Origin of the sequence: Corallococcus sp. AB038B (genome assembly GCF_003668955.1) — a bacterium.
GTDB lineage: Bacteria > Myxococcota > Myxococcia > Myxococcales > Myxococcaceae > Corallococcus > Corallococcus exiguus.
In genome coordinates this window covers 359,001-378,598 of the sequence record NZ_RAWO01000009.1, presented here as the reverse complement: position 1 = coordinate 378,598, position 19,598 = coordinate 359,001, and the positions used below count along the sequence as shown (strand labels likewise).

Below are 19,598 nucleotides of genomic sequence, written 5' to 3'. Positions count from 1 at the left end.
GCGGTCTTCCTGCGGCCCGCACCAAACATCAGTACGCACTTAGAGGCCCAAGTAACCTGGGAGGTCCTTCAGGATCGCTTCGAGCTCAGCCTTGTCTTCCGGCCAAGCCTTGACGTGGGCCTGCGCCCAGGTCAATGCGAACCGGACGAACACGCTGTAATCAACGATGACCTCCTCCTCGTAAATGGAGAACCGGACCCCGTCGAACCGTTCCTCCCACGGGTCAAGGCTTCCTGGGAACTCGCATGAGAGAATTCCTTCAAAGCCATAGCCGATTCCGTTCAGCAGGTTCCGGTAGGTATCGACGAATTCGGAAGCGTTGATGGCGTTGAAGAACGCCTGTACCGGGAAAAGGCGATCCCGATCCGATACAAGGCTCAACCTGGGCATGTCGGGTCTCTCGAGTCCGGCTCCTGCTGATACATCATACTTCAGCGCGCACTCACGGCACCCACAAGGCGCCATCCGAAAGGGGAGCATCCGAGCCGCTGGCCCCCATGCCTCCCCAGATGAAGAGGGCGTTGCCCGTCCACACGCTCACGTGTCCGGTTCGCGCGGAAGGTGCGCCTTCGGTGCGCAGCGGTGCCCACGTGTCCGTGGCCGGGTCGTAGGCCGCGCCGTCCGAGCAGACGCCGCCGCCGGAGCCGCAGGTCGGCGAGGTGCCACCCCAGATGACCATCTTCGAACCGGTCCACACCGCGGTGTGCCCGATGCGCGGCGAGGGCGCGCCCTTGGTGGAGATGGCTGACCACACCCGGTACACCGGATCGAACGCGGCGCCCTTGTCGCAGTAGATCGGCGGATCCTGCTGGGGGTCGTCGCCACAGCCGGTCCCGCCCCAGATGATCATGCTCGACCCGGTCCACACCGCCGTGTGAGACCAGCGGGCCTTGGGGCTCCCTTCTTCGGGTGGCATCGCCAGCCAGCCGTCCCCGTGAGGGCCGTACATCGAGCCGTCCGCCATGGCCACGTCGAAGAGGCTGCCACCGTTTCCGCCCCAGACGTACATCACGCCGTCGATCCACACCGCGGAGTGCGCATAGCGGTTCGGAGGGGCTTTGACGAAGTTCATGGTCGTCCAGAGGTCTTCCTTCGCGTGGTAGATGGCCCCATCCCTGAACACACGCGGCGCTCGGGCATCCTTGCCGCCCCACACCAGCATCTGCGTGCCGGTCCAGAGGGCTGTGTGTCCCCAGCGCGGAGCGGGCGCGTAATCGGACTTGATGGGGGGGCTCCAGGCGTCGCTCGCGGGGTCATAGGTCGCGCCGTCGCCACAGGGAACATCGGGGCCACCGCAGCCAAGCCCGCCCCAGACCATCATCCGCTCGCCGGTCCACACCGCCGTATGCAGCGAGCGTGCGGAGAGCGCGCCCTGGGTCGACATGGGCGTCCACGTCTTCGCCGCCACATTGAAGCGGGCCCCGTCGCCGCAGAATCCGTCAGCGGTGCAGCCGCCCCGTCCGCCCCAGAGCAGGACGTTCTGGCCATCAAAGACACTCGCCACCTGGCTCCGCGCGGCAAGAGGCCCGCCCGAGGGGAGGGGCGTCCAGGTGCCTTGCTCCTGCTGAGGCTGTTCCTGCTCGTCCGGGTCGGTCTGCTCCTTCTCACTGGAGCATCCGACGAGGGCCAGGACGAGCAGTCCTGGAATCAGGCGCATTCGGAGCGGCTTCACTGCGTCATGCTTCGACTGCGGCACGGGGGCTTTCTCCTGTGACGGGGGCATCGCAGTCTGCCTCACTCTCGGTGAAAGCCAACGCTGAGCTGGCTTCGCGCCATCACCGAGGCGAGCAACCTTCGGGCGGCAATGTTGTTCGCATTGCCTGACCGTCTGGAACGACATCCTCGATGAAAGTGTAATAGCCCTTGCCCTGGAAGGTGACGTACTCGTTTTCGCCGACGCGGGACTCGATCCAGTTGTAGAGATCCTCGAAACGAAGACCCGAGACATCCGCGCGCAGGTATCCTTTGTCCGCGGACTCTGGGACCGGCGGGGCCCATGATGGGGGCCAGGGAATCGGATACTCAACGCCTTCGCGTATTGGGACGAAGCTCACGCGGATGCTTTCGGGTTCGTAGGGGACGGCGTTCTCCGCCTTGAATCCGATAATCGCGTCATAGACTGACAGGAGTTCAGGCGGAGTCTTTGTCCTGACGTTCGCTGCGTGTGTCGACTCAAGGGGCCCCTCCACCGCCACCGCTTGCAGAACTCCCCGCTCATTTTGCCACCGGATGACCCTGCCGGAAGTGCAGATGATGTGGGCGGGGTTGGAATAGCCCTTCAAGGACTCAAGCGCCTTGAGCTGCTGCTTGAGGCCGGCTTGCTGTTCCTGTGTCAGGAGGATGCGAAAGAAGTGCGGCTGCGACTCCCAACCTGCCCGCTGTTTGAAGATGACCTCCCCCGATGCATGGATGGCGATGTCAGGAGTCTGGTCGAACAAGCTGTACTTCGTGGACCAGAGGCTCGCGGGCCAGGAGGAGAGGAGCGGGGCCTCTTGCATGTCCGCAGGGGATGCCATGGCGCCATGCCCGGTGGACGCGCATCCGGCGCCCATCAGCGCGAGGAGCAGCCAGCACAAAGCTTTTCGTGTCAGGGCAGGTCGAACGGTGATCATGGTTGGACTCCTGTTGCAGGGGGCGCTTCGGTACAGATGGCATTGAATCTGTTGTCGTCCGTCAGGAGTTCCAGATCCGGTGGCACTCCCGGTCGTTCCACCCAGGAATACTCAACGCGGAACCTCTTGACCGAGCCATGAGACCAGAGAAGTCCCCGTGTGCCCGCGTTGAGCCGCCCCGCGGGATCGCCCGAGCAGTGGCCATGGGGTTGGGAAACGAGCCAGGTCAGGTCGCGGTCGGAGCGCAGCCGTACCGGGACAGGGCTCCCCCAGTAGACGCGTTCGAGGGCATGAAGAACGCCCCAGGTGAGCACCGAACCCAGCACCACACCGCCGCAGAGCGCCACCCAGCTTGAACGTTTCACCGGACTCCCGAAGGCAAAGGGCACGCCCATCCTAACGTCTCCCGGGGTCGGGGCATTGTCATCGAGCACGACCAGGGCCACGAGTTGCTGGGCATGGACCTGTCGCAGGAAGAGCTCGAATGGGCCGGGATGGCGTTGCGGCGTGCCCTGGCAACCCGTTCTCAGGTGGCATCGGGTCATGCGGCTTTAATGACAGCACGTGACGAAACTCAGCGCTGGTTGGGGCACAGGCGCCGTTTGCGTGGGTGTGGCGTTCACAGACCTGCATCAGGATTGCAGAGGCAGACGGGATGCGGACAGTGAGCGGGCAACTTCGGCTCCGGCTTCCCTGCACACAACTCGGCGCATACATCGGCGAGCCGGAGACAGGAGGGAGACTGCCGGTCACGGCAGCCTGACGCAGTGCCGATCACGAGAGTCGCCAGCGCGCGCCAGAGTCTCAGTCGCACTCCATGGCTCCATTCCCGTCTGGCACGCCCATGCCCGATTGCTGGTCCAATCCTCACGATTCGTTTGGACAAGCCCCGATCCAGAAAGTTCCCGGAGGATTCGGACGGATTCCGTGCAGTCTTCGAGCGTCACCCGATAAACAGCGCGTCGCCCGCGATTCGGACGACGCGCTGAGGGACTCACTCAGTTCCTGCTCGCGGGATCCTTGCCGCCCAGGTACGTCCGGACGACCGGAATCTGGCTGAGGGTCGTCGGGTCCCCGCCCTTGGAGGCGTCACGGTCGAGCGGGTTGGCGCCCAGGACGACGAAGTCCGCCACCTTGCCCGGCTCGATGCTGCCCACCCAGCTGTCGATTTCATGCTGGCGCGCCGGCTCGATGGTGACCGCGCGCAGGGCCTCCTCGACGGTCGTCGCATGCTGGGGCCCGAGCACATAGGTCTTCTGGAAGTCCGGATAGGCCCACGTGCGCCGCGTGACCGCCTGCTCGACGAACCAGAGCGGCCGCGCCGGCGTCACCATGGAGTCGCTGTGGAAGGAGTATGGGATGCCATTGCGGCGGTTGAAGTCCACCGGGTCGATGTCGATGTCCTTGTGCGCTCCATTCTTCTGGAGCATCTGCGCCAGGGCATCACCCCAGTACGCCACGTGGCCGATGAGGTGCGTCACCCGCAGGTCCATCGCCGGCACCTTCTGCTGCCCGGAGACATGGGTGCCCTTGCGCAGCTCCCCAATCGCCTGGGAGACGGACTCCTGGCCCACGGTGTTGTGGATGAGCAGCATCCGGTGCGTGTTGGCCTGCTCCAACTGGAGCTGGGAGAACGCGTCGACGGCCCACTGGTTCGCCTGATTGCCATTGGCATGCAGCTGGAACCGCCAGGCCGAATCAGGCCAGAGCGGGCGCATGGCGTCCGCGAGCTCCTTCGCGCTCTTGAAGTCGCCCTGACCCTCCTTCGCGTCCGGACAGTGTCCGTTCGAGCTGTAGGCATACGGCTTTCCGAGCAGCGCGGTGCAGCCCTGCGTCGAACCATCCACCCAGAGCTTGATGGCGCCGGCCCCCAGCCACTTGGGCAGCGCGCAGTCGTTGGTCGGGCTCGGCGTGCACGAGGGCCCGCTCGGCTTGAGCGCCGGAGCAGTGACGGCCCCATCCTTGTTCACGACGGGCCCGGCCGCGTCGTAGGTCACGACGCCCGTGACCCGCAGCGGGAAGGTCGGGTTCATGGCGAGGAGCTTGATCAGCTCGAGCTGCGACCGGCTGGATAGACCGCCATCCGCGATGGTCGTGAGCCCGGCTTCACGCAGGGCCTGGATGGCCTTCTGGAGGTCCTGGAGGCTGCCCTTCGGGATGCTCGCTTCCATCAGCATTCCCTGCTGTGTCGCCCCCAGGAAGGGCGCGAAGGCGGCGGCCTCCTCCAGCAACCCGGTGTACTGGCCATCGCTGCCGACGACCCATCGCCCTCCGCCGTCCGCCACCGAACCCGGAGGGGTGCAGGGTTTCTGTCCCTTGCAGACGACCTCGAACGCCTTCTCGTTCACATAGGCGAGGTGGCCCGACTGGTCGAGGATGAGGACCGGCCGGTCCTTGCTCACACACGCATCGAGGTAGAGCTTCGGCTGCTGCATGAAGTTGATGGTCGACTTCACGCCACACTTGCCGGCGATGAATTGCTGCCGCGACGGATCCAGGTTCATCCCGAGGACGAACATCTTGGCCGTCTCCGGAGTGGTGGGCTCGAGGGTCATGGAACTCAGCGCGCTGAGCAGGTCCTCGTGCTTCTTGCACTCCTCGGGCGTGGACAGGTTGTAGGGAGGCGGAAGGCAGGGCGCCAGGTTGTGGGTGCCCAGCACGCTCTGGATGAGCGTCGGCAAGATGTGCAGGTGGGGATCGATGAACCCGGGCAGGAGGACCTGTCCCGCCTCCAGCTCGACGCGCTTGGAGCCCACGCCAAGCCCCGCGCTCAGGTCCTTCTCGGTCCCGACCTTCAAGATGCGGCCCTTGCCGTCCACTGTGACGGCTTCGGCAATCGTCCCGTTGTCATCCAGCGTGATGATCTTTCCGACGAAGAGGGTCGTGTCGTCGACTTCAGGCCCGGGGAGGACTGGGCGGTTCGTCGCGCACGACGTCAGCATCGCGAATGCGCCAAGCATCGCGAGGGAGTGTTTTTGCATGTGAACTCCTGTTGAGGGGAGCCCGCAGTCTACGAAGTCCCACTTCGTCGTTAAAGTTGTAATTCGTGATTTTCTTGACGCGTCAGGTTTGTGTTTGACGTGTCAATGTGAGTCTTTGATTGAGCCCCTCCCCGTAGGGCCACCGTGCGTCCACTGGACCCAGGCTCACCTCCACACGGGTTGAAGCGGGCTTCCCCCTGCGCTACACCGCTCCGCAGTCGCTAGGGGCGCCTCCGGAAGGAGGCTGAGATGGACGCGTGGCCGCGTTCGATCCCTTTGAACCTGAACCGGTTAGCACCGGCGGAGGGAAGCGGTGTGGGCGCGCCATGCTCCCGTTCCGTCTCCCGTCCGTTCTCACGAGGAGCCGTCCGATGAGTGGAGCGTCCAAGAGCCTGAAGGTCGATGGGAAGGTGCTGGAGGGGATCAGCCGCGGTCCGCTTCCCGCCTCGAGCAAGGTCTATGTGTCCGGGTCCCTGCACCCCGACCTGCGCGTCCCCCTGCGCGAAATCGCCCAGACACCCACGCGTCACCACGGCCACGCCGGCCCGGAGACCGCCAACCCCCCCGTCCACGTCTACGACTCCAGCGGCCCCTACACCGACCCCTCCGCTGATATCGACCTGCGCCGGGGCCTGCCCGCCGTTCGCGAGAACTGGATCCGCGCCCGCAGCGACACGGATGAACTGGACGGCATCACGTCGGAATACGGCCGCGCGCGCGAAGCCGACCCGCGCCTCAACGGTCTGCGCTTCAGCCACATCCGCAAGCCCCGGGTCGCCAAGGCCGGCGCCAACGTCAGCCAGATGCACTACGCCCGCAAGGGCATCATCACGCCGGAGATGGAATACGTCGCCGTGCGCGAGAACCAGAAGCTCGACGCTTCACTCGCCGCCCAGCACCCCGGCCACTCCTGGGGCGCCGCGATTCCCCGCGTGATAACCCCGGAGTTCGTGCGCGATGAGATCGCCCGGGGCCGCGCCATCATCCCCGCGAACATCAACCACCCGGAGCTGGAGCCGATGATCATCGGCCGCAACTTCCTGGTGAAGATCAACGCAAACATCGGCAACTCCGCCGTCACGTCCTCCATCGAGGAGGAAGTGGAGAAGATGGTCTGGTCCATCCGCTGGGGCGCGGACACCGTCATGGACCTGTCCACCGGCCGCAACATCCACGAGACGCGCGAGTGGATCCTCCGCAACGCGCCCGTGCCCATTGGCACCGTGCCCATCTACCAGGCGCTGGAGAAGGTGAACGGCAAGGCCGAGGAGCTCACCTGGGCCATCTTCCGCGACACGCTCATCGAACAGGCCGAGCAGGGCGTGGACTACTTCACCATCCACGCGGGCGTGCGCCTCCAGTACGTGCCGCTCACCGCGAAGCGCCTCACCGGCATCGTCAGCCGCGGCGGCTCCATCCTCGCCAAGTGGTGCCTGGCCCACCACCAGGAGAACTTCCTCTACACGCACTTCGAGGAGATCTGCGAGATCATGAAGGCGTACGACGTCAGCTTCAGCCTGGGCGACGGCCTGCGCCCCGGCTCCATCGCGGACGCCAACGACGCCGCGCAGTTCGGCGAGCTGGAGACGCTCGGCGAGCTGACGAAGGTGGCCTGGAAGCACGACGTGCAGGTGATGATCGAAGGCCCCGGCCACGTCCCCATGCACCTCATCCAGGAGAACATGACGAAGCAGCTCGCCGTGTGCCACGAGGCGCCGTTCTACACGCTGGGGCCCCTCACCACGGACATCGCGCCCGGTTACGATCACTTCACCAGCGGCATTGGCGCGGCGATGATCGGTTGGTTCGGCACGGCGATGCTCTGCTACGTGACGCCCAAGGAGCACCTGGGCCTGCCCGACCGTGACGACGTGAAGGAGGGCGTTATCACGTACAAGATCGCCGCCCACGCCGCGGACCTGGCCAAGGGCCACCCGGGCGCGCAGGCTCGCGACAACGCCCTGTCCAAGGCGCGCTTCGAGTTCCGCTGGGAGGATCAGTTCAACCTGTCCCTGGACCCCGAGCGCGCCCGCGCCTTCCACGACGAGACGCTCCCCGCCGAAGGCGCCAAGGTCGCCCATTTCTGCTCCATGTGCGGCCCGCACTTCTGCTCCATGAAGATCACCCAGGACGTGCGCGACTACGCGGACAAGGTCGGCGTCAACGAGACCCAGGCCCTGGAGCAGGGGCTGAAGGACAAGAGCGAGGAATTCAAGAAGGCGGGACACGAGCTGTACCGCTGAAGGCCGCCGGTGGGCGGGGGCCCGCAGGCTCGGCCCCTGTCCGCTGGATGACAGGCACCGACACGGCATGTCATGGTGCGCTCATCCGGGCGCACCCGTCGCGCCCCACTCAGTTTTGGAGGGCGTTTCATGGAGCCAGGTCAGCGCGAGGATCAGCAGTTCGGCACGTTCATCACCGGCTCGCCGACGGCGACCCAGGATGAGAAGACGATGGGGATGTTGGCCCACCTGGGCTCCATCGCCGGCCTCATCGTGGGCGCGGGCTTCCTGGGCTGGGCGGTGCCGCTGTTCCTGATGCTGGCCAAGGGCAAGGACTCGTCCTTCATCCGCGCGCACGCGGTGGAGTCGCTCAACTTCCAGATCACCACGACCATCGGCATGGTCGTCTCCGGCATCCTGGTGTGCGCGCTGGGCCTGGGCGTCGTCACGGGCGCCATCGTCTTCCTGGCGTCGCTGGTGTTCAGCGTCATCGCCGGCCTGAAGGCCAACGACGGTGAGCTGTACCGCTACCCCGTGAACATCCGGCTGGTGAAGTAGCCCTCAGCCGCCAATGCCCATCATGGGCAGGAGCGTGGCGCCGTTTCCGGCCTCCGTGAACCGGTGCCCCTCCGGCTTCTCACCCAGCGCACGGCGCACGGCCACGGCCAGCTCTTCGTCCGTCGCGCCGCCCCGGATGAGCTGATGCAGCGGCGCCTGCGCCCGGCCGCCCAGGCAGCTGCGCAGGTCGCCGTTGGACGCCACCCGCACCCGGTTGCAGCCGCCGCAGAAGTTCTGCGTCAGCGGGGAGATGAACCCCACGCGCCCGCTGTCCGTGCTCCAGTAGCGCGCCGGCCCGGAAGTGGGCGACGCGGCGCTCTCCGGTGGCTCCTCGGTGAGGACGCGGCCTGAAGCCGCCAGGCGCTCCAGCAGCTCCGCCGTGGGCACCGGCGTGCCCTGACCAAAGGGCATCAGCTCGATGAAGCGCGGGGTGATGCCGCGCGCGTGCGCGTACGTCACCAGCTCCGGCACCTCCGCGTCGTTGATGCCGCGCATCACCACGACGTTGAGCTTCAGCGACTGGTAGCCCGCGCCCGCCGCCGCGTCGATGCCGCGCAGCACCGCGTCGAAGTCGCCCTGCTTGGAGATGCGCCGGAACACCTCCGCGGACAGCGTGTCCAGGCTCAGGTTGAGCTGGGTGACGCCGGCATCGCGCAGCGGCCCGGCCAGCGACTCCAGGCGGCTCGCGTTGGTGGTGATGGCCAGGTGCTCCACGCCGGACACCGCGGCGATGCGCTGCGCGATGTCGAGGATGTCCGGCCGGGCGAGCGGCTCGCCCCCTGTCAGGCGCACGCGGCGGATGCCCATGCGCGCGAAGACGGAGACGATGCGCTCGAACTCACCCGCGTCGAGCAGGTCCTTCTTCCCGCCCCACGAGGCGGGCGAGCAGTAGGTGCAGCGGAAGTTGCAGCGGTCCGTGACGCTCAGCCGCAGGTAGGTCATGCGCCGCCCCTGCGCGTCACACAGCGGCGGGGCGAGCGGATTGGAAGCGGGCAGGGGGGCGGTCATCGCGGGGCCTTCCGCCTTCATGGATAGCAACCCCCGCGCGGAAAGGCACCGCTTCCCGCGGTCCGCTTCAGCCTTCGGTCCCGGACGCCGAACGAATGGCGACGGGCGGCGCACCAATGGGCGTGGCCGTGCTGCCCACCGGCGGCGAGTCCGGCTCGTCGTCCAGGTCGGTGAGCCGCGCCAGCTCGGCCTCGGACTCGGCGGCGTCCGCGGCGGCCTGCAGCGGGTTGAGCTTCTTCTCCGCCATCTCCTTCTTGATGCGGATGAGGCCCTCTTCGCCGATGTCCAGGAACGCCTTCACGACGTCCGGGTCGAACTGCGTGTTGGCGCAGCGCTTGATCTCCTGGATGGCGTTCGCGAACGTCGTGCCCTTGCGGTACGGCCGGTCGCTCGTCATCGCGTCCAGCGTGTCCGCCACCGCGAAGATGCGCGCGCCGATGTGGATCTCATTGCGCTGGAGGTTGCGGGGGTAGCCCGCGCCGTCGAAGCGCTCCTGGTGCGACAGGACGATGTCCGCCGGCGTGGAGAGGAAGGGGATGTTCTGGATCATCTGGAAGCCGATTTCCGGATGACGCCGCATCTCCAACCACTCGTCGGGGGTGAGCTTGCCGGGCTTGAGCAGCACCGCGTCCGGCACGCCGATCTTCCCGATGTCGTGCAAGAGCGCGCCGCGGCCGATCTCCTCCATCTCCTTGCCATGGATGCCCATGCGGGTGGCGATGGCGGAGGTGTAGCTGACCACTCGCTGGGAGTGGTCGCTCGTCTCGTGCTCGCGCGCGTCCAGGGCCGCCACCAGCGCCAGCAGCGTGTTCTGGTACGTGTTCGCGATGTTGTGCAGCGCGCTGCGCAGCTCGGCGGTGCGGTCGCGCACCTTGCCCTCGAGCTTCTTCTGGTAGCGCTTGCGCGCCATCTCGATGCGGCGCTTGGCGAGCGCTCGTTCAATGGCGCGGATGAGGTCCGTGAGCTTGGGTGGCTTGAGCAGGTAGTCCACCGCGCCCCGGCGTAGACAGTCCACGGCGGACTCGGTGTCGCCGTAGCCGGTGAGCATGATGACGGACGTGTCCGGCAGCCGCTCGCGCAGGTTCTCCAGCAGCCACAACCCGTCGCGCCCCGGCATCTTCATGTCGCTGATGACGAGCGGCGTCTCTTCTTCGCCTGCGACGTCGAGCGCCATCTCGGCGCCATTGGCCACGACGCAGTTGTAGCCCTCCTCACGGAGGAGCACGGAGATGACGTCGCGGACGGAATCATCGTCGTCGACGATCAGGATTCTGGGGGGTGCGGGGGGGATGGCTTCCACGGCCGAAGATTCTAGAGGTTTCCAGGGATTAAAGGCGAACGAGTGCGAGAAATCATCACCCCCTCGCCTCCCTGCCATCCAGGGTGGGGTGCGAGCCCTGGTTCCGAAGTGAACGTCTCCGGTTCTTGAAGCATTCCCCGTCTTCCGGAGTAGGGCAGGCAGGCACGCCGCGTCAATCGCGCGCCATCGTCCCCCGGTCGTAACGGAAGGGGGTGAGGTCCACCGAGGGCCTCTCCCCCAGCACGGCCTGGGCGACGAGCTTCGCGGTGATGGGGGCGAGCAGGATGCCGTTGCGGAAGTGGCCGGTGGCGAGGAACAGGCCGGGCGTGGGGCCTTCTCCGATGTACGGCAGCGCGTCCTGGGTCCAGGGGCGGAAGCCGGCCCAGGTCTCCGTGATGGGCGCGCTGGCCAGGTCCGGGCACAGCTGCAGCGCCATGTCGAGGATCCGCGCCAGCCCCGCCGCGGTCACCTGCTTGTCGAAGCCCACGTGCTCCATGGTGCTCCCGGCGATGATCCGCCCGTCCGCGCGCGGCACCAGGTAGCCCTTCGCGGACGTCACCACCCGCTCCAGCAGGGGCAGCCGCGTCTGCAACTGCACCATCTGTCCGCGCGCCGGGCGCACCGCCTGCGCCGACACGCCCGCACCCTGGACCAGGGACGACCACGAGCCCGCCGCCAGCACCACGGCATCCGCGCGCAGCACCTCGCCGTCCAGGTCCACTCCCACCGCGCGGCCGTGCTCGTGCACCACGCCGCGCACGTAGCCGCTCTTGAACACCGCGCCCACGCGCGCGGCGGCCATGATGAGCGCGCGCACGAGGAGCCGGTTGTCGACCTGGTGATCATCCGGGAAGTGCGCGGCGCCCGCGGCGGCGGGGGACAGGTGCGGCTCCAATTCGCGCGCGACCTTGCCGTCGAGCAGCTCGGCGCGCAGCCCCATGCCGTGCTGCCAGCCCACGGTGGACTCCACGTGATGCAGGTCCGCCTCGTCGAACGCGACGCGAAGCAGGCCGCACGGCCGGTACGCGATGTCCACGCCGGAAAGTTCGCGCAGCTCCGCGGCGAAGCTTCCGTAGAGGGCGCGGCTTCGCAGGCACAGCTCGAAGAAGGGGCCCGGTCCTTCGGACTCCCACTGGGGCGCGAGGATACCGCCGGCGGCGCTGGAGGCTTCGGCGCCGGGGATGGAGCGCTCCAGCACCGTCACGCGCGCACCGGCCTGACGGAGTTTGAGCGCGATGCCACAGCCCATCACACCACCGCCCACCACGAGGACGTCGGAGGTTGCCATGCGCCGCTTGTGCTCAAGCGAGCACGGGTTTGCAAGCATCAAGACAGGCCATGACCCGGGGTGACTTGACGCTGAGGCCTCCGGTCGTTAACCCTAGGGCCGTGCGTTCCACGTCCCTGCATCATCACCATGCGCATCATCGGCCGGCCCATGACGGGACCGTTCGCCGCGCGCATGCCTGGGTGACGCACTAGAACGCACCCACTTCCGGCAGATGCCGCAGTGATCGAAGGCCCGTCCCCCCAGGACGGGCCTTTTTTCGTTTCCGCCACCGCAGTCCCCCGAGCCCACCCATGTTGAAGATTGCCCTGCCCAACAAAGGACGTCTGTCCGAGGAAGTGCGCGAACTGTTCAACGACGCGGGCCTGGAGGTGCGCGCTCGGGGCGAGCGGGCCCTCACCGCGTCCCTGGGCGGCGAGTTCGAAGCCATCTTCGTCCGAGCCCAGGACATCCCGGAGTTCGTCGCGGACGGCGCCGCGCAGGCGGGAGTCACCGGCTGGGACCTGGTGAACGAGGTAGGGCGCGAGCTGGAGCCGCTGATGGACCTGGAGTTCGGCCGCTGCCGGCTGGTGGTGGCCGCGCGCGATGAGAGCGGCATCTCCCGCGTGGAGGACGTGAAGGAGGGGATGCGGGTGGCCTCCTGTTTCCCCCGGCTGACGCAGGCCTTCTTCCAGCAGCGAGGTCAGAAGGTGACGGTGGTGCCGGTGAGCGGCGCGGCGGAGATCGCTCCGCACCTGGGCATCGCGGACATCGTGGTGGACCTCACGTCCACGGGGTCCACGTTGAAGATGAACGGCCTGAAGGAAGTGGCCACCGTGCTGGAGTCGAGCGCCCGGCTGGTGGCGTATCCGCGCAATGGACAGGAGGCGCGGCGCGCGCTGGACGAACTGACACAGGCGCTGGGGTCGGTGCTGGCGGCGCGCGGGAGGCGCTACCTGATGGCCAACGTCCCGAAGACGTCCCTGGAGCAGGTGCGCGAAGTGCTGCCCGGCCTCAACGGCCCCACGGTGGTGGACGTGATGAACGGGGGCCACTTCGTCGCGGTGCACGCGGTGGTCTCGTCGCGGAACCTCTACCGCACGGTGAACGCGCTGAAGGCGCTGGGCGGTCAGGGCATCCTCGTCACGCGCATCGAGAGGTTGATGGCATGAGCGCCTCCATCCTCAAGTACCTGGGAGCTTTGTCTTCGCTGGAGCCCGACGCGCGGCGGAGGTTGATGGCTCGCACGGGAGAGTCGGATGCTCTGGTGGCTTCCCGCGTCCAGGCACTGATTGCCCTCGTTCGTACGGAAGGCGACCGGGCCCTCTTCGACTTCGCGCGGGAGTTCGACCGCGTGGAGTTGTCGGCCCTGGAGGTTCCGCGTGAACGGTGGAACGCGGCGCTGGAGTCGATTCCCTTCGAAGTGCGCGAGGCGCTGACCCGCGCGGCACGCAACATCGCCCGGGCGCATGCGGCGCAGAGGCCCCAGGCCATCGAGGTGGAGACGGAGCCCGGGGTCATCGTGGGGCGCCGGCCGGATCCGCTGAGCCGCGTCGGCGTGTACGCCCCTGGCGGTCGGGCGGTGTACCCCAGCAGTGTGCTCATGGGCGTGGTCCCCGCGAAGGTCGCGGGCGTGGGAGAGATCATCGTCTGCTCACCGCCGGGGCCGGACGGCCTTCCCAGTGCGGGCGTGCTCGCGGCGGCGGCGCTCGCGGGCGCGGATCGGGTGTTCGCATTGGGAGGCGCGGGCGCGGTGGCCGCGTTGGCCTACGGTACCCAGAGCGTTCCTCGCGTGGACCGCATCGTTGGACCGGGCAACGCGTACGTGGCGGCCGCGAAGCTCCAGGTGGTGGACGCTGTCGCCATCGACGCGCCCGCGGGCCCGAGCGAAATCCTGGTGGTCGCAGATGCGAGCGCCCGTCCGGACGCAGTGGCGCGTGAGCTGCTGGCCCAGGCGGAGCACGACCCCGAGGCCTGCTGCGTGGCGCTGGTGGTGGGCGCTCCGCGGGCGCAGGCGGTGCTGGATGCGGTGGAGCAGCAGGCCCTTGTCGCCCGGCGCGGTGACATCGTTCTTTCAGCGCTGGGGAGCAGGGGCGCGGTGCTGCGCATCGACTCGCTGGAGGAGGCGTGGCCCTTCGTCGCGGAGTTCGCTCCGGAGCACCTGCTGCTCGCGACGGCGACGCCCTCGGAGGACCTGGCGCGGGTTCGCAACGCGGGCACGGTGTTCGTCGGACAGCGCGCGTCGGTGGCCTTCGGTGACTACCTCACCGGTGCGAACCACGTGCTTCCCACGGCGGGACTGGCTCGGGCGTACTCGGGACTGAGCGTGCTGGACTTCTACCGGTGGACCACGTGGCAAAGCGTGACACCGGAAGCGGCGGCGGCGATGGCGGACGACGTGGGGACTCTGGCGGACAGCGAGGGCCTCTTCGCCCACGCGGCCGCGGCTCGGGCCTGGAGGATGCCGTGATTCCATTTCGCGAGACGTATCGGGACATCCCTCTGTACTCCCCGGCGAAGAAGCCGTGCCGGGTGGACCTGAGTGACAACACCAACCTCTTTGGCGCGCCGCCGTCCGCGGATCGCGTGCTGCGAGAGGAGGGCTTCCTTCGGCTGGCCCGCTATCCCGCTGGGTATGCGCCGGACCTGAAGCGCGCCGTGGCCACGTACGCGGGTGTCTCGGTGGTGAACGTGACGACGGGCTGCGGCTCGGACGACGTCATCGACTGTGCGCTGCGGGCCTTCCTGGAGCCCGGGGACGCGGTGGCCTTTCCGGATCCCACGTTCGTGATGGTGCCCATGTACGCCCGGTTGAGCGCGCTCAAGCCGGTGCCCGTGCCGCTGCGCGCGGACCATGACCTGGATGTGGACGGCCTGCTCGCCACGGGGGCGAAGCTCATCTACGTGTGCACGCCGAACAATCCCACCGGCACGGTGGCCTCGCGCGCGGCGGTGGAGCGGCTGGTGGACTCCGCTCCGGGCGTGGTGCTCATTGATCAGGCCTATGTGGAGTTCACGCGGGGCGGGGACTTCCTCGACCTGGCGCGGTCGCGGCCCAACGTGCTCGTGACGCGCACGATGTCCAAGGCGTTTGGACTCGCGGGCCTGCGGGTGGGGTGGGGCGTTGGGGCGCCGTCGCTGGTGGCGGAGGTGGAGAAGGCCCGGGGGCCCTACAAGCACACGGCGCTGGGCGAGGCCGTAGCAGTGGCCGCGCTCACGGATGACGTCCCGTGGATGGAGGCATGCGCGGCGGAGGCGGTGGAGAACCGTGAGCGGTTGCGCGGCGCCTTGAAGGCGCTGGGGTTGGAACCGCTCCCTTCGGAAGGGAACTTCCTCCTCGTCCCCGTGCCGGAGGCGCGATGGGTGGGCGAGGCGCTGCGGGAGCGCAACGTGAACGTGCGGGTGTTCGAAGGGCTCACGGGCGTGGGCGATGCGCTGCGCATCGGCTGCGGTCCCTGGCCGATGATGGCTTCGGCGCTGAAGGCCCTGAAGGAGGTGCTGTGATGCGGGTGACCCTCTTCGATTACGGCGCCGGCAACCTGCACTCGCTGATCAAGGCGCTGGCCACCACGCCCGGCGCGGACGTGCGCGTGCAGGAGGATCCACTGCGCGCACTGGATACCGACGTCCTGGTGCTTCCCGGTGTCGGGGCGTTCGGTTCGGCGGCGGCGCGGCTCGCTCCGGGACGCGAGGCGATGCGCAAGGCGCTGGACGCCGGCCTGCCGTGCCTGGGCATCTGCCTGGGCATGCAGCTGCTCTTCGAGGAGAGCGACGAAGGGGCCGGGCAGGGACTCGGCTACTTCCCGGGCCGGGTGACCCGGCTGGCCGCGCGGCACGTTCCGCAGATTGGCTGGAACGACGTGGAGGAGGACCGGGCGCTCCAGTCCGCGCGGTTGTCGACCGTGTACTACGCGCACAGCTTTGTCTGCCGCGCCGTGGATTCGCGCGAAGTGGTGGGCTGGACAACGCACGAGGGCGATCGGTTCCCCGCCTCCGTGCGGCGCGGGAACGTGCTGGGCGTGCAGTTCCACCCGGAGAAGTCCTCTCACGCGGGCGTGCGCTTCGTGCAGGCGTTCCTCCAGGAGGTGTCCTCATGATCGCCATCCCGGCCATCGACCTACGGGAAGGGGCGTGCGTGCAACTCGTGGGGGGCTCCTACGAGGCGGAGCGCGTGCGCGTGAATGATCCGCTGGATGCCTTGAAGCAGTGGCTTGCGCTGGGCTTCCGCACGTTCCATGTCGTGGACCTGGACGCGGCGCTGGGCAAGGGCTCCAACGCGGACGTGGTGGCCCGGCTTGTGGCGCATTCCCCGGGCCTCACGTTCACGGTGGGCGGCGGTGTTCGTGAGGTCTCGCGCGTGGAGGCGGTGCTCGCGCGCGGGGCGTCCTCGGTCGTCGTGGGGACTCGCGCCATCGAGGACCTGGCCTGGCTCACGGAGGTCTCGGAGCGCTTCCCTGGCCGCGTGGTGGTCGCCGCGGATGTGAAGGGCCGCGAGGTCGTGACGCGCGGCTGGACGTCCGGCAGCGCTCGCGACATCCGCGACGTGCTGTCCTCGCTGGAGCCCCTGCCGCTGGGCGGGATGCTCGTCACGGCGGTGCACAAGGAGGGGCAGCTGGGCGGCGTGGACCTGCCCTTGATGGAGGAGGTGGCCCGTTCGAGCCGGCACCGGCTCTACGCCTCCGGTGGGGTGACGACGATCGAGGACCTGCGCTCGCTGGCGAAGGTGGGCGCATACGGGGCGGTGGTGGGCATGGCGCTGTACACGGGTCGGTTGGATGCGCGCGCGGTCGCGCGGGAGTTCACGCAATGAGCACGGTCACCACGGTCGTCCGTGAAACGAAGGAGACCCAGGTCACGGTGGAGCTGGCGCGCGGAACCGGCGTGGCCCGGGTGGACACGGGGCTCAAGTTCTTCGACCACATGCTCGCCACGTTCGCGCGCTACGCGGGGCTGGACCTGACCCTGCGCGCTCGCGGCGACCTGCGCCACCACCTGATGGAGGACGTGGCCATCACCCTGGGCACCGCCGTCCAGCGCGTCATCCCCGCCACCGCCGCGCGCTATGGCGAGCGCACCCTGCCCATGGATGACGCCCTGGTGCAGGCGTGCCTGGACGCGGGCGGGCGCTTCTACTACCGGGGCCCGTTGAAGAACCGGCTGTACGAGCACTGGATGCGCTCCTTCTGCGAGCACTCGCGCATCACGCTCCACCTGCGCGTGCTTCGCGGCAAGGACAGCCACCACCTCACCGAGGCGGCCTTCAAGGCGCTGGGGCTCGCGCTGCGCGACGCGATGGTGGACTCCGGCGTCGTCTTCAGCATGAAGGGCAGTGTCTCCCTGGAGGTGAAGTGATGCTCCGTCGACGGATCATCGTGTGCCTGGACGTGAAGGGCGGCCGCGTGGTGAAGGGCGTCCAGTTCGAGGGCCTGCGCGACGTGGGCGACCCCGTGGAGCTGGCCCAACGCTATGAGGAGGCCGGCGCGGATGAGGTGACCTTCCTGGACATCTCCGCGAGCTCCGAGGAGCGCCAGACGCTGTGGGACCTGGTCCAGCGCACCGCGGAGCGCCTCTTCATCCCGCTCACGGTGGGCGGAGGCGTGCGCACCGTGGACGACGTGGGCCGCGCGCTGAGGGCCGGCGCGGACAAGGTGAGCATCAACTCCGCGGCAGTGGCCACGCCGGAGCTGCTCACCGGCTGCGCGGAGCGCTTCGGCGCCCAGTGCGTGGTGGCCAGCATCGACGCGAAGCGCGAGGGAGACCGCTACCGCGTCTATACACACGGCGGCCGCCGGCCCACAGACCTGGACGCTGTGGCCTGGGCGAAGGAGTGCGTCCGGCGCGGCGCGGGCGAGGTGCTGCTCACCAGCATCGACCGGGACGGGGCGCGCACGGGCTACGACCTGGACCTGACCCGTGCGGTGGCGGAGGCCGTGGACGTGCCCGTCATCGCCTCCGGAGGCGCGGGCCGCGCGGAGCACGTGCGCGATGCCCTGACCCTGGGCGCCGCGGACGCGGCGCTCGTCGCCGGTATCCTTCACGACGGCCTCACCACGGTGGGCGCCTTGAAGTCCCTGTTGAACGACAACGGCATCGCCATCCGGAGCACGACATGAACGCGGACCCGCGAGACTTGATGGAGGCCGCCGCCGACGTGGCGCGCAAGGCCGGTGATGTGGCACTGGACTTCTTCCGGCGCGGCATCGCCGTGGACACCAAGAGCGACGGCACGCCCGTGACGGTGGCGGACCGCACCGCCGAGTGGACCGCTCGTGAATGGTTGGAGGCGCGCTTCCCTGAGGACGGCATCCTGGGCGAGGAGTTCGGCGAGTCCCGGCCGGGCGCGAAGCGCCGGTGGATATTGGACCCCATCGACGGCACGAAGACGTTCATCCGAGGCGTGCCGCTGTGGGGCACGCTGGTCGCGGTGGCGGAAGGGGAGACCATCCTCGCGGGCGCGGCCTACTTCCCGGCCGTGAACGAGCTGGTCGTCGCATCCCCGGGCCTGGGTTGCTTCTGGAACGGATCCGCGGCGCGCGTGTCGGATCAGGACTCGCTGGCGCAGGCCGTGGTGCTCGTCACCGACGAGCGCTTCCTCCAGAACCCCGCGAAGGGCGCGGCCTGGAAGGAGCTGTCCCGGCAGGCGTCCCTCTCCCGCACGTGGGGGGACTGTTACGGCTATCTCCTCGTCGCCACCGGCCGCGCGGAGGTCATGGTGGATGAAGGCCTGTCGCCCTGGGACGCGGCGGCCCTGCAGCCCATCATCGAGGAGGCCGGCGGCGTCTTCACCGACTGGAAGGGCACACGCACGGCGTTCGGCGGTGACGGCATCGCCACCAACGCGGCGCTGTCGAAGCGCGTGCGCGAGGTGCTGCGCTCGGGAGTCCAGCCATGACGTTGGAGCTCTCCCGGTTGAACTTCGACAAGGGCCAGGGGCTGGTGACGGTGGTGACGCAGGACGCGAGCACCGGCGACGTGCTGATGGTGGCGCACGCCGACCGCGAGGCGCTGGAGCTCACGCTCGCCACGGGCGAGATGCATTACCGCTCCCGTACGCGCGGCCTCTGGCACAAGGGCGCCACCAGCGGGAACACCCAGAAGGTCGTCTCACTCACCGCGGACTGCGACGGCGACGCGGTGCTCGCGCGCGTGCGCAAGGCCGGCCCCGCGTGCCACACCGGCGAGGAGACCTGCTTCGGCGAGGGCCGTTGGGACGCGCTCGCGCACCTGGACGCGACGCTCTCCGCTCGCGCGGCTGGCCCCCAGCCCGAGGGCGCGAAGCCCAGCTACACGCGGCGCCTGCTGGAGGACCGGAACCTGCGCCTGAAGAAACTGGGCGAGGAGGCCGCGGAGCTCGTCACCGCCTGCGCCGACGCGGACACGCACCGGGCCGCGGAAGAGGCCGCCGACGTGCTCTTCCATGCGCTCGTCGCGGTGCGCGCCCTGGGCGTGACGTTGGAAGATGTAAAGGCCGTTCTCTCCGACCGCGCACGTCCGAAATCGCCCTGAACTCCCTGGATAGCCCGGCGTGTCGGTTGCGACCCAGGCGGAGTTGTCCAGCTGCACTGCATCCTCACAGCGTGACTGGCACACAGGCGCCCCAAAGGTGCATGCGTGTGTCCGCTACTCTTCAACCGCCTCTGTGATCCTGGT

The 19,598-nt window shown here is 68.3% G+C and carries 18 protein-coding genes and 1 riboswitch; of the genes, 11 read left to right on the top strand and 7 right to left on the bottom strand.

From position 1 onward, the window contains the following. Positions 1-39: 39 nt before the first annotated feature. The 4 genes from cdiI to D7Y04_RS30225 all read right to left on the bottom strand — a co-directional run bounded on the left by cdiI (position 40) and on the right by D7Y04_RS30225 (position 5,593). On the bottom strand, positions 40-390 hold the full coding sequence (gene cdiI / locus D7Y04_RS30240) for a ribonuclease toxin immunity protein CdiI (RefSeq protein ID WP_120596691.1): 351 nt from the start codon (positions 388-390) through the stop codon (positions 40-42). Between the two features lie 52 nt (positions 391-442). After that, positions 443-1,657: a hypothetical protein gene (locus tag D7Y04_RS30235; RefSeq protein ID WP_126934504.1), complete on the bottom strand. Its 1,215-nt coding sequence runs from the start codon at positions 1,655-1,657 to the stop codon at positions 443-445. 118 nt (positions 1,658-1,775) lie between these two features. Next, on the bottom strand, positions 1,776-2,612 hold the full coding sequence (locus D7Y04_RS30230) for a hypothetical protein (RefSeq protein WP_147454604.1): 837 nt from the start codon (positions 2,610-2,612) through the stop codon (positions 1,776-1,778). 998 nt (positions 2,613-3,610) lie between these two features. Next, entirely contained in the window at positions 3,611-5,593 is a 1,983-nt protein-coding gene (locus D7Y04_RS30225) for an amidohydrolase (protein WP_121761520.1), read from the bottom strand. A gap of 213 nt (positions 5,594-5,806) precedes the next feature. Next, a riboswitch (TPP riboswitch) is annotated at positions 5,807-5,919 on the top strand. A 45-nt stretch (positions 5,920-5,964) separates the two neighbouring features. On the opposite strand from D7Y04_RS30225, the gene thiC reads away from it, so the two are divergent. After that, entirely contained in the window at positions 5,965-7,836 is a 1,872-nt protein-coding gene (gene thiC / locus D7Y04_RS30220) for a phosphomethylpyrimidine synthase ThiC (RefSeq protein ID WP_121761519.1), read from the top strand. A 129-nt stretch (positions 7,837-7,965) separates the two neighbouring features. After that, the gene (locus D7Y04_RS30215; RefSeq protein ID WP_120596686.1) at positions 7,966-8,373 is read left to right on the top strand and encodes a DUF4870 domain-containing protein; all 408 of its coding nucleotides are present in this window, start codon (positions 7,966-7,968) and stop codon (positions 8,371-8,373) included. Between the two features lie 3 nt (positions 8,374-8,376). Here D7Y04_RS30215 and moaA read toward each other — a convergent pair whose 3' ends face one another. From moaA to thiO, 3 genes are all read right to left on the bottom strand, one after another. After that, entirely contained in the window at positions 8,377-9,381 is a 1,005-nt protein-coding gene (moaA, locus tag D7Y04_RS30210) for a GTP 3',8-cyclase MoaA (RefSeq protein WP_120596701.1), read from the bottom strand. 67 nt (positions 9,382-9,448) lie between these two features. Continuing rightward, positions 9,449-10,681 (bottom strand): HD-GYP domain-containing protein, encoded by a 1,233-nt coding sequence (locus tag D7Y04_RS30205; RefSeq protein WP_121761518.1) that lies wholly within the window; start codon positions 10,679-10,681, stop codon positions 9,449-9,451. Between the two features lie 172 nt (positions 10,682-10,853). Beyond that, on the bottom strand, positions 10,854-11,969 hold the full coding sequence (gene thiO / locus D7Y04_RS30200; protein WP_121761517.1) for a glycine oxidase ThiO: 1,116 nt from the start codon (positions 11,967-11,969) through the stop codon (positions 10,854-10,856). Positions 11,970-12,262: 293 nt separating this feature from the next. Here thiO and hisG point away from each other — a divergent pair, with 293 nt between their 5' ends. Genes hisG through hisIE form a run of 9 tightly spaced genes read left to right on the top strand, consistent with a single transcriptional unit; the run spans position 12,263 to position 19,454 of the window. Then, positions 12,263-13,120: an ATP phosphoribosyltransferase gene (gene hisG / locus D7Y04_RS30195; RefSeq protein WP_121761516.1), complete on the top strand. Its 858-nt coding sequence runs from the start codon at positions 12,263-12,265 to the stop codon at positions 13,118-13,120. Continuing rightward, positions 13,117-14,418 (top strand): histidinol dehydrogenase, encoded by a 1,302-nt coding sequence (hisD, locus tag D7Y04_RS30190; protein ID WP_121761515.1) that lies wholly within the window; start codon positions 13,117-13,119, stop codon positions 14,416-14,418. Before hisG ends, hisD begins: the two co-directional genes overlap by 4 nt. After that, complete coding sequence (locus D7Y04_RS30185; protein ID WP_121761514.1) at positions 14,415-15,452, top strand: histidinol-phosphate transaminase; 1,038 nt, start codon at positions 14,415-14,417, stop codon at positions 15,450-15,452. The genes hisD and D7Y04_RS30185 overlap by 4 nt, the downstream gene beginning before the upstream one ends. Continuing rightward, the gene (gene hisH, locus D7Y04_RS30180; protein ID WP_120599652.1) at positions 15,452-16,045 is read left to right on the top strand and encodes an imidazole glycerol phosphate synthase subunit HisH; all 594 of its coding nucleotides are present in this window, start codon (positions 15,452-15,454) and stop codon (positions 16,043-16,045) included. The genes D7Y04_RS30185 and hisH overlap by 1 nt, the downstream gene beginning before the upstream one ends. Then, a complete protein-coding gene (locus D7Y04_RS30175; protein WP_121761513.1) occupies positions 16,042-16,758 on the top strand; it encodes a HisA/HisF-related TIM barrel protein in 717 nt (238 codons plus the stop codon). Before hisH ends, D7Y04_RS30175 begins: the two co-directional genes overlap by 4 nt. Then, positions 16,755-17,300: an imidazoleglycerol-phosphate dehydratase gene (locus tag D7Y04_RS30170; protein WP_120549859.1), complete on the top strand. Its 546-nt coding sequence runs from the start codon at positions 16,755-16,757 to the stop codon at positions 17,298-17,300. Before D7Y04_RS30175 ends, D7Y04_RS30170 begins: the two co-directional genes overlap by 4 nt. Further along, a complete protein-coding gene (gene hisF / locus D7Y04_RS30165) occupies positions 17,297-18,061 on the top strand; it encodes an imidazole glycerol phosphate synthase subunit HisF (protein WP_370457244.1) in 765 nt (254 codons plus the stop codon). The genes D7Y04_RS30170 and hisF overlap by 4 nt, the downstream gene beginning before the upstream one ends. Further along, on the top strand, positions 18,058-18,840 hold the full coding sequence (gene hisN / locus D7Y04_RS30160; RefSeq protein ID WP_120581101.1) for a histidinol-phosphatase: 783 nt from the start codon (positions 18,058-18,060) through the stop codon (positions 18,838-18,840). Before hisF ends, hisN begins: the two co-directional genes overlap by 4 nt. Beyond that, a complete protein-coding gene (gene hisIE, locus D7Y04_RS30155) occupies positions 18,837-19,454 on the top strand; it encodes a bifunctional phosphoribosyl-AMP cyclohydrolase/phosphoribosyl-ATP diphosphatase HisIE (RefSeq protein WP_121761512.1) in 618 nt (205 codons plus the stop codon). The genes hisN and hisIE overlap by 4 nt, the downstream gene beginning before the upstream one ends. Positions 19,455-19,598 lie beyond the last annotated feature (144 nt).